We start from the raw sequence: 9,442 nt of genomic DNA on the forward strand, positions 1-9,442 counted from the left end.
CGAGGGTGGCGCGACCAGCGACAGCATCCCCCGGGACAAGGTCTTCTCCGAGAAGATCTCCACCCGGATACGGGTGCGCCCGCGGTTCGAGGCCGCGCTCGCCCAGGCTCGCGAGATCAAGGCCCACGCCCCGCACTGCCGGGTCATCTTCACCGTCAACGAGATGAAACGCCTCGGCCGCGACGCCGCCGAACTCACCGCCCTCGCCGACCACCTCGTCGCACACGGCCTGGTCCTGGAGATGCTCGCCGGACCCCTGCCCGGCATCTACGACCCCACCGGCCCAGGCCGGATCCTGTTCGCGTTCTTCGCTGCCCTCGCCGAGACCGAACGCGACAACATCCGCGAGGCCACCCTCGAAGGACTCGACTGATTACTCGGCGCTACACGCCACCTGGCGGTAGCTGTACGAGAACAGGGCCTTCAGGGAGCGGAGGAGCCCTGACCACCCCCATCCCGGCGCGGGCCGAGACCGGCCCCCAGACCCCATGCCTCGATGTCCGCCCGGCGGCCGGTGAAGCCGCACACCCGATTAAATCGGTCGCTTCGCTTTGTCGCGGATGAATACGATCACGGCACGCTCTGGGGGCGCCTGGACTCACGGAAGGACATCTCCGCGATGCTAGACCTGATCTTCGATCTGGAGACCCAGGATCCCGACGACGTACTGACCCTGTGCCTGGTCGCGGGCCATCCGGCCGTACGACTGCGCGCGGTCACCGTCACTCCGGGGTCGCCGACGCAGGTGGGACTGGTCCGGCACGTCCTGCGACGGCTGGAGCGAGACGATGTCGCGGTGGGCGCCAGCGATCCCGGTACGGGTAAGAGCCATGTGTCGGGCTTCCATGACCGCTGGCTCGGCACCCCTCCCGAGGCCCAGCCGGACGCCCCGCCCGCCGACGTCATCGCCGAGACCTTACAGTGTCACCCCGGGGCCACGCTCCTCACCGGCGGGCCCCTGCACAACCTCCGGCGGTTCCTCGAGACGTATCCGGGAGTGAGTCTGAGCCGGTGGGTGGCCCAGGGCGGGTTCGCGGGCGACAACGTCGTGCCGCCCGAGCACCGGTTGACGAAGTTCGAGGGCCGCACCGTATGCCCGACGTTCAACTTCAACGGTGAGCCCCGGGCGGCCCTGCTCGCTCTGTCCTCGACCGGGATCGCACTGCGCGAGCTGGTGTCCAAGAACGTCACTCACGGCGTCGCCTACGACGGCGAGTTCCACGAGCGGTTGCGACCACATCGCGACCGCACCGCCGGGCTCGCCCTGATATTCGCCGGCATGAAGCACTACCTGCGCAAGCGGCCCGGGGGGAAGCTGCTGCACGACCCCACCGCGGCCTGCGTGGCCATCGACCGCGCCATCGCCACGTGGGCCGAGGTCGAGATGGTCCGGGAGGAAGGCGGATGGGGTGCGCTGCCGGCGGCGGGCAGCGGGACGTTCGTCACGACCGCGCTCGACCACGAGCGGCTCTTCGAGGTCTTCGTCGGTGAGGGCACCGACTCCCTGGAACGAACCGTGAACGGCGCCACCCTCGCCTCCCTGGGGGAGGTCCATCGCCCGGATCCTTCGGGCGACGTTGCTGGCACAGGTTTCAGCGACATCGCTGAACTACGCCACTGATCGATTCCCGTGTCCCGGTTCTCGACGCTGCTCTGCCCATGGGGCGATGTCGATCGCGGTACGGCGGTGCGCGCGGCGCCCCGGCACGAGAAGTCCATGATCATATGACGTGTCGACGCGAAACCGACTCGCCGAGAGGGTCGCTGGCGGACGAACAGCGCAGGGCCAGTGTCAAAGGATGTCCGTACTCGTGTGGCCAGCAGAGCGCCGCTCAGCGCTCCAGCTCCCTGTGATCCGGATATCCGGGCAGGACTCGGACAGTCGTCGACCGGCGAGTCCGTCTGGCGCCGAACAGCAGGCCGATGTTCGGCGCCGGTGTTCCGGGCCGTCCTGTCTCATTCCATCTGAGGCAGTCTCATCCAAGCTGAGGTATCCGATGATTCGTCTCACCGATCTAAGGCATGATCACCAGCGGGTCGCCCCGGGCCAACGGCCTGCCGCGCGCACCGATCAAGCAGGTCAGGGGCAGTTTCTGTGTTGGGCAACAACCCTCGGGGCGAGGGTAGGCATCGGCGTCCCTGCCCTACGATGCCGCCCCGGGGGCGGCGGTCTGAAACGTCGCCAGCAGGGCTGACGCCGCCAACGAATGTGTCACCACCCGCCAAACCTGTTCTGACCTGGGACGTTAGTGACCCATCTTGAGCTCTGCCAATGCTTCGCCTGATCAACGCCGCTCTCTTAAAGCCCCGGGCGAGCAGCGCGGCTACGGGCTCTCGGCTGCGGCGCCGCCGAGCGAGGAGGCGTTGAGCTCCGCACCGACCCGGTCGGCGTGGCGGCTGACCACATGCAGGGCGACGACCAGGGCGCGCGCCACGGACGAGTCGTTCTGCTCGGCCCTCCGCTCCCGAACATGTCCCCAGCCGCTAGGTAGAGGAGTGAGAGGTCACGATTGCGGTTCGTGATCGTTTCGGTGCGGTGAATGTGGCTAGTTGGGTGGAGTTTCCGCTTGATCGTGTTGGTGTGGGAGGCGGTCGGGTGGAGGGCGGTTCGAGTGCGTCGGGAGTGGGAGCCGGAGGAGCTGATCGCGGCGTGAACGCTGCTGGACGGCGACTGGGAGCTGGTGGGGAACAAGACGGGGGCGACCCGTCTGGGGTTCGGCCTGATGCTGAAGTTCTTCGAGCAGGAGGGCCGGTTCCCGCGGCACGCGGGTGAGCTGCCCAGGGCTGCGGTGGACTATGTGGCCGGCCAGGTGAAGGTCGAGCCGGCGTTGCTGGCGGAATACGACTGGTCGGGCCGGTCGATCGAGCGGCACCGGGCCCAGGTGCGGGACGCGCTGGGGTTTCGGGAGTCGACCCGGGCGGATGAGGATGTACTGGCCGAATGGCTGGCGGACAAGATCTGCCCGATGGTGTTCACGGACGAAGGGCTGCGAGCGGCGCTGCTGGCCCGCTGCCGGACCTCGAAGATCGAGCCGCCGGGTCGGCTGGAGCGGATCGTGGGTGCAGGCAGGGCGCGGTTCGAGCGGGAGTTCTGCCTGCATGTGCTGAATGGATTGTCGGCGAACTCGGCGCGGTCGCTGTGGGAGCTGGCCACGGGTGAGGACGGGTTCTTGTTGGAGTTGAAGTCCGACCCGGGCCGGTTGGGGCTGGAGACGCTGCTGGAGGAGATCGTCAAGCTACGGCGGGCGAAGGCTCTGGGGCTGGCGGTGGATCTGTTCGGCGGGTATTCGGATCGGCTGGTGGCCTCCTGGCGGGCGAGGGCGATGGCCTCGCACCCATCGGACTTCGCGGCGAACCAGCCGCCGGTCCGGTTGACGTTGGTGGCCGCGTTGGCGTGGTCGCGGACGACGGAGATCACGGACGCACTGGTCGATCTGTTCATCGGCCTGGTGTCGAAGATCAATACTCGGGCGGAGCGGAAGGTCGAGCGGGCGATCGAGGCCGAGGCCAAGAAGGTGCACCGCAAGACCGAGAAGCTGTTCTCGATCGCCGAGGCGTCGTTGCGGGCACCGGAGGGCACGGTCCGGCAGGTGGTGTTCCCGGCGGTGCCGGGCGGGGAGAACACGCTGCGGGCGCTGGTGGCGGAAGCGAAGGCGGACGCCAGGGCCTACAAGGCCCGGGTGCGGACGGTGCTGACCAGTTCCTACACCTCCTACTACCGGCGGATGCTGCCCAAGCTGCTGGCCGCGATCGAGTTCAAGTGCAACAACACCGCCTACCGGCCGGTGATGGATGCCGTGGACCTGCTGCAGCGCTACGCCGACATCCCGAACACCACCCGCCACTACGACGCATCCGAGAACGTCCCCATCCATGGGGTGGTTCCGGATGGCTGGCTGGAGGCGGTCGTCGACGAGAACGTGGTCATCGAGCGGGCCTCCTACGAATTGTGCGTGATCGTGTCGTTGAAGGACGCGTTGCGCCGCCGCGAGATCTACGTCGCCGGCGCCCGCCGCTGGCGCAATCCCGAGGAGGACTTGCCGACCAATTTCGAGGACAACCGGGACGTCCACTACGAGAACATGCGCCAGCCGCTGGACAGCAGTGTGTTCATCGAGACGTTGAAGGAGGCGATGCGCGCCTCGATGGCGGCGTGCGGGGAGGCGGTCCGCAAGAACCGCTCCGGCGGCACGAAGGTGAAGACGCACCGCGGTGAGCCGCGCTGGCACATCCCTGACCTGGGCAAGCTGAAGGTGCCGGAGAACCTGCGGGCGCTGCACACCGAGGTCGCCGCCCGCTGGGGGATCATCGATCTGCTGGACTTCCTGAAGGAGTCCGACTTCGTCACCGACTTCACCGACGCGTTCACCACGGTCGCGACCCGGGAGGCGACCCCGCGGGAGGTGATCCGCAAACGGCTGCTGCTGGTGCTGTACGCGCTCGGCACCAATGTGGGGATCAAACGGGTCGCCGACGGTGGCCGCCACGGCGAGACCGAGGCCGCGCTGCGCGCAACAAGGCACCTGTTCGTCAACCGCGACAACTTGCGAGCGGCGATCGCGACCCTGGTGAACGCCACCCTGAGGATGCGGGACCCGCTGTGGTGGGGCAACGGCACCGCGTGCGCGTCGGACTCGAAGAAGTTCGGGTCCTGGTCGTCGAACCTGATGACCGAGTACCACGCCCGCTACGGCGGCCACGGCGTCATGATCTACTGGCACGTGGACCGCAAGTCGGTGTGCGTCTACTCCCAGCTACGGTCCTGCAACGCCTCCGAGGTCGCCGCGATGATGGAGGGCGTGCTGCGGCACTGCACCGACGCCACCATCGACCGCCAGTACACCGACAGCCACGGCCAGTCCCTGGTCGGGTTCGCGTTCTCCCACCTGCTGGGGTTCAAGCTGCTGCCGCGAATCAAGAGGATCGCCCATCAGAAGCTCGTGAAGGCCGACGCCGATGACCAGGTCCCGTCCTGCCTGACGGGCATGGTGGCCGACAAGTCGATCGACTGGGAGATCATCGCTCAGCAGTATGACCAGATGGTCAAGTACGCCACCGCCCTGCGGCTGGGCACGGCCGAGGCCGAGCAGGTGCTGCGATGCTTCACCCGCGGCGGCCCCAAGCACCCCACCTACAAGACCATCGAGGAACTCGGCAAGGCCGTCAAGAGCATCTTCGTCGCCGAGTACATCGCCGCTCAGGAACTGCGCCGCGAGATCCACGAGGGCCTGCAGGTCGTGGAGAACTGGAATTCGGCCAACACCGACCTGTTCTACGGCAGCGCCGGCACCCTCCCGGGCAGCGACAAGGAGCACCAGGAGGTCTCCATGCTCAGCCTGCACCTGCTTCAGTCCGCGCTGGTGTTCATCAACACCCTGCTCGTCCAGTCCGTCCTGAAGGACCCCACCTGGCAGCAGAAGCTGACCGAGGCCGACAAACGCGGCTTGTCCCCGCTGTTCTGGTCCAACGCCAACCTCTACGGCACGATCGACATCGACATGGGCCGCCACCTCGACCTCGGCCTCGCGGCCTGATCGGCTTCGTCCCCTCGATCAGGATGATCCAGGGGACGAAGCCGGCTAGTCGGGCAGCAGCCCGGCCAGCGCGGTCCGGACCGCGGCCCGACTCACCCCCTGCGCACGTGCGAGCGCCGCGATCGAGGCGCCCTGGTGGGTGAACGCCGACCGCACCTCCTCGATGCGTGCGCCGGTCAGCGCGGCCGGCCGCCCGCGGTAGCGGCCTTCGGCCTCGGCCGCGGCGATCCCCTCGGCGGTCAGATCGTTCTGCAGGTCGCGCTGGAACTGCCCCACAGCGGTGATCACGTTGATGATCAGGTCGGTGGTGGCGTCGTTGGCGGCCAGGTCGTGGAAGTTCGACAGCGGCCCGGACAGGACCCGCAGCACTACGCCGCGGGCCTGGCACCAGCCGCGGACGGTGTGGATGTCGACCAGGTCGCGGCAGAGCCGGAACAGCTCCGACACCGTGAGGGTGTCGCCGGGATGCGCAGCAGCGGCAACCTTGGCGAACGCGGGCCGCTCCAGCGCGGGAACCTTGGAGGTGGTCGCCGGGTCCTCAAACAGCAGCACACCCTCGGCCGGGTGGAACCCCGCCGCGACGCCCTCGGCCCGGACCAGCAACCCGGCCTCGGTGAGGATGTGCCGCTGCCGCAGCAGCGACTGGGTCGCGGTGGACGAGCGGGAGTAGACGATCCGCACCGGCGCTCCTCAAGAAGGACGAAGCCCCCTTCTACCTGTCGGAAAATACTGTCGTCAATCAGCGCCCGAACCAGGCCGCCTGGCGTGGTGTTTCATCCCCGGGAATCCGGTTTACAGGTGCCTCTGGGCCGCCTGTCGGGAAACCTTCTAATCCCGACAGCCTTCGCGAAGGCACAGAAGCAAATCAAGACCTGCGTGTTGCGGGAGCGGAGGCCGACCATGGCGTGAGGTCAAGTTCCGGATACCGCAGTGCCATGCCGGCCAGCGTCTGCGCAGTCCAATAAGAATGCCCTGGTGGGGGAAACCCGAAGGCTTGGAGTTGGCGAGGTGTAGCGCGGTGGACGAAGTCGACCCATTCTCGTTCGAAGCTGCGCGCTGCCCATCCCACACGTTGCCCCCACGAGAGGCTGGATGGCCGGAAGCCCAGGTGCATGCTGTAGCGGGCGCCGCGAGGTGCTGTTAGTTGAGTGCCTCGGTGGAAGGTGCCGGACTCGAAGGCGATGACCGTTCCGGCGGGCCCCGCACCAGAGACCTCGGCCCCATACATCTGTGGGCTGCCGCTGTCGTCGTTGAATCGCCATGCGCTGTGCTGTCCCGGCCGCAGGAACCAGTTCGGGACGGCGGGGACGTCCACGGTGTGCCTACGTGAGAGCAGATGCGGCGGCCCGAGTTCCTCGGGGACGTCGGCCAGGAAGACGAACATCTCCACCTGCAGACAGCCGGGTGCCGTGCTGGGGACCAGCAAGGTGTGGTTGAGGTAGTCGCGGTGCAGGTCCTGGTCGTAGTCGCAGGCACCGGTGTACTTCGCCCAGGCCTCGGCCGTGTAGATATGGACGTCGCTGTCATCCAGCAGCACCTGGGCGAGCGCCAGGATGCGATGGTTCACTGTCAGCAGGCTGATCTCGGTGCTGGCGAACGGGAAGGTGTCGATCCCGGCGAACTCGTCGCCGATGAAGCGGACGCGGCGCGGGTCGGTGCCGTCATGAAAGCCCTCGGCGGAGGGGAAAAGCAAACCCAGTTCGCTCACCGCCGCTGTCAACTCCTCTGCAGGGATGAACCCCGGGAGGATCACGAAGCCATCGGCCCGCCAGTCCCGCGCAGCGCGCTCAAGATCCATCCATCCAGGATCATCCGTACGAGCACCACAGGCAATCGATTTTTCATACGTACGGGTTCCCTCCAGCTCGCTGGACCAACTGAACCGCACATCGCTACCTGGCGGCTGGGGACACGTTCGGGAGCGGAGGGCCGCTCGGGAACCCCCTGGGGCAGCCTCTTTGGCCAGGATTGGGAGGCAGTCGTCGACCAGGATGCCGGGGGTGCCATCCAGGTCCTCCAGCGGTGGCATCGGGGCGCCCAGCGTGGCGAGGTACAGGCCGGGCGGCCGCTGCGCCGGCCGGTGGGCTCCAGCTGTTTGACACAGCCGGATCGGGCGCACATCCGCCCGGTATCGGGATTATCGGCTGTGTGAGCCCCACGGGAGGTGGCATGCCGATTCGGGTCCGGTCGCCACCGGGCGACCTTCTCGCCGCTGCCGCGCCGCCACGCTCCATCGCCCGATTTGCTTTGACACCGGCGTCAAGGTTCTAACCTCACGGGAGGTGGGCCGGTCTGTTCCGGACGGGGCCAGGTCGCGGAGACGGCCGCTCCGCGAGGAGCGAGGCCCGCCGCTCGTATGGTCTCCTCTGAGGTAAGGGATTCGGGTGAAAGTCTTCATCGTCGGCGCCAGCGGATACATCGGTGGCGCGATCGCCGACAGGCTCGTCGGGCAGGGTCACGAGGTCATCGGACTCGCCAGGTCGGCCAAGGCGACGGAGGCCCTAGGCAGGAAGGGCGTGCGGGCTTATCTGGGTGAGGTCGGGGACATCGAGCGGTGGATCGATCGGGCCGTGGAAGCCGACGCGGTGATCTTCGCCTGGCGGGCGTTCGACCTTGACACGTTCCGCGAAACGGACACCGCCGCCGTCCGGGCGGTGCTCGCCCGTCTGGCTGGCAGTGAGAAGGCGTTCCTCTACGTGACGGGGTCGCTGGGCACCGGTGACACCGGCTCGGCTACCGAGGTCGACGTCGACACGCCTGATGACCCGCCGGTCTTCCTCGCTTGGCGCTCCGCCCTCGAAGCCGAGATCCGCCGCTCCTCCCAAGCAGGTGTCCGGTCGGTGGTCGTGCGCGCCCCCATGGTGTACGGACGCGCCAGCGGTTTCATCGCGGAATCGCTTCTCGCCGACGTCAGCACCTCCGGACAGGTGCACCACGTCGGTGACGGCGACAACCTGCTGGCCTTCGTCCACGTCGACGACCTGGCGGAGCTGTGCGTCCGGGCGGTGCGGACGGCACCGGCCGGCGCACTGTACCTCGCGACGAACGGGGAGTCCCTGTCCTACCGCGACTTCGCCGTGCGGGCGAGCCATGCCCTCGGCGCCGGTGGGGCCGCCTCCCTCCCCCTCCAGGCCGCCCTGGCCGCCATGGGGCCGTTCGCCGAGGCCCTCACCTACTCCCAGCGCCTGTCCGGCGCCGCCGCGGGCAAGGAACTCGGCTGGAGCCCTGCCATGCACGGCATCGACACGGAACTCCGCCTTATTAAGGGATAACCCCACAGTTCCCTGAGCCCTCCATCGTGGCCATAGCTCCAGGACCTGGGCATTCTTCGTGCAGAGCACGTCGCTTTGACGGTTGAAGGGGTCTCGGGATCGGTGAAACCTCTTCCTCTTCGTTGAGGTTTTTGTAGTGGTGGTGAAGCCGAGGAGTCATGTGTCGGTCCCGGTCGGGGATGACTCGGTCCGCTGCTGGGCGCCGCCCTGGCAGAGGATGCCTGCTCACGCGGGGGTTGGCGCCGTACACCGACTTAGGCGCCTTGACTGCTCGCCGGGCCGGCGTGGTCTCGCGTCGCCAGGCCTTGGGGCGCCGCCCGGTGCCGCTCCGGGAACGGCTGACCGTAGACGGCCTTGGGTTCCGGCGAACCCAAGGGTGCGCAACCTCCCAGACCACCCCAACAGCCTGGACTCGACCTTTGGGTTCGCGGGAACTCTGGGATTTCAAGGGGCATGACGCGCATCGGAACGAAAAGTCCCGCTAGCAGAGCGGAGTTGAGCGGCTTACCATGACTTTCCGTTCGGATGCGTCTCATGCCCCTATACGGCGATTCGCAACGTTTGCCCTGTCCGCTACCGGCACCTCGGGGCGATGTCCCCCGTCGATATGTCCGCGCGTTCGGGGGCACGGCCAGC

The 9,442-nt window shown here is 67.6% G+C and carries 6 protein-coding genes; 4 read left to right on the forward strand and 2 right to left on the reverse strand.

Annotated elements, in window-relative coordinates:
- Window positions 1-25: 25 nt before the first annotated feature.
- The 3 genes from ACFY3V_RS31815 to ACFY3V_RS31825 all read left to right on the forward strand — a co-directional run bounded on the left by ACFY3V_RS31815 (window position 26) and on the right by ACFY3V_RS31825 (window position 5,534).
- Complete coding sequence (locus ACFY3V_RS31815; protein WP_389778621.1) at window positions 26-373, forward strand: recombinase family protein; 348 nt, start codon at window positions 26-28, stop codon at window positions 371-373.
- A gap of 246 nt (window positions 374-619) precedes the next feature.
- On the forward strand, window positions 620-1,621 hold the full coding sequence (locus ACFY3V_RS31820) for a nucleoside hydrolase (protein ID WP_389778610.1): 1,002 nt from the start codon (window positions 620-622) through the stop codon (window positions 1,619-1,621).
- Window positions 1,622-2,660: 1,039 nt separating this feature from the next.
- Window positions 2,661-5,534, forward strand: coding sequence for a Tn3 family transposase (locus ACFY3V_RS31825; protein WP_389778623.1), 2,874 nt, complete (start codon window positions 2,661-2,663; stop codon window positions 5,532-5,534).
- A gap of 45 nt (window positions 5,535-5,579) precedes the next feature.
- Here ACFY3V_RS31825 and ACFY3V_RS31830 read toward each other — a convergent pair whose 3' ends face one another.
- Both ACFY3V_RS31830 and ACFY3V_RS31835 read right to left on the reverse strand, forming a co-directional pair.
- Window positions 5,580-6,215, reverse strand: a complete 636-nt coding sequence (locus ACFY3V_RS31830) for a recombinase family protein (RefSeq protein WP_362904328.1) — start codon at window positions 6,213-6,215, stop codon at window positions 5,580-5,582.
- 184 nt (window positions 6,216-6,399) lie between these two features.
- The gene (locus tag ACFY3V_RS31835; protein ID WP_362904326.1) at window positions 6,400-7,332 is read right to left on the reverse strand and encodes a phytanoyl-CoA dioxygenase family protein; all 933 of its coding nucleotides are present in this window, start codon (window positions 7,330-7,332) and stop codon (window positions 6,400-6,402) included.
- 586 nt (window positions 7,333-7,918) lie between these two features.
- Between ACFY3V_RS31835 and ACFY3V_RS31840 the strand changes: the two genes are divergently transcribed.
- Window positions 7,919-8,806 (forward strand): NAD-dependent epimerase/dehydratase family protein, encoded by an 888-nt coding sequence (locus tag ACFY3V_RS31840; protein WP_389778613.1) that lies wholly within the window; start codon window positions 7,919-7,921, stop codon window positions 8,804-8,806.
- Window positions 8,807-9,442 lie beyond the last annotated feature (636 nt).

The organism is Streptosporangium sp. NPDC000095 (genome assembly GCF_042899335.1).
Classification (GTDB): Bacteria; Actinomycetota; Actinomycetes; order Streptosporangiales; family Streptosporangiaceae; genus Streptosporangium.

What these genes read in the sequence shown, in the direction of transcription:
- ACFY3V_RS31820 (WP_389778610.1), top strand. Translation starts at nt 620, where the DNA reads ATGCTAGACCTGATCTTCGATCTGGAGACCCAGGATCCCGACGACGTA.
- ACFY3V_RS31835 (WP_362904326.1), bottom strand. Translation starts at nt 7,332, where the DNA reads ATGGATCTTGAGCGCGCTGCGCGGGACTGGCGGGCCGATGGCTTCGTG.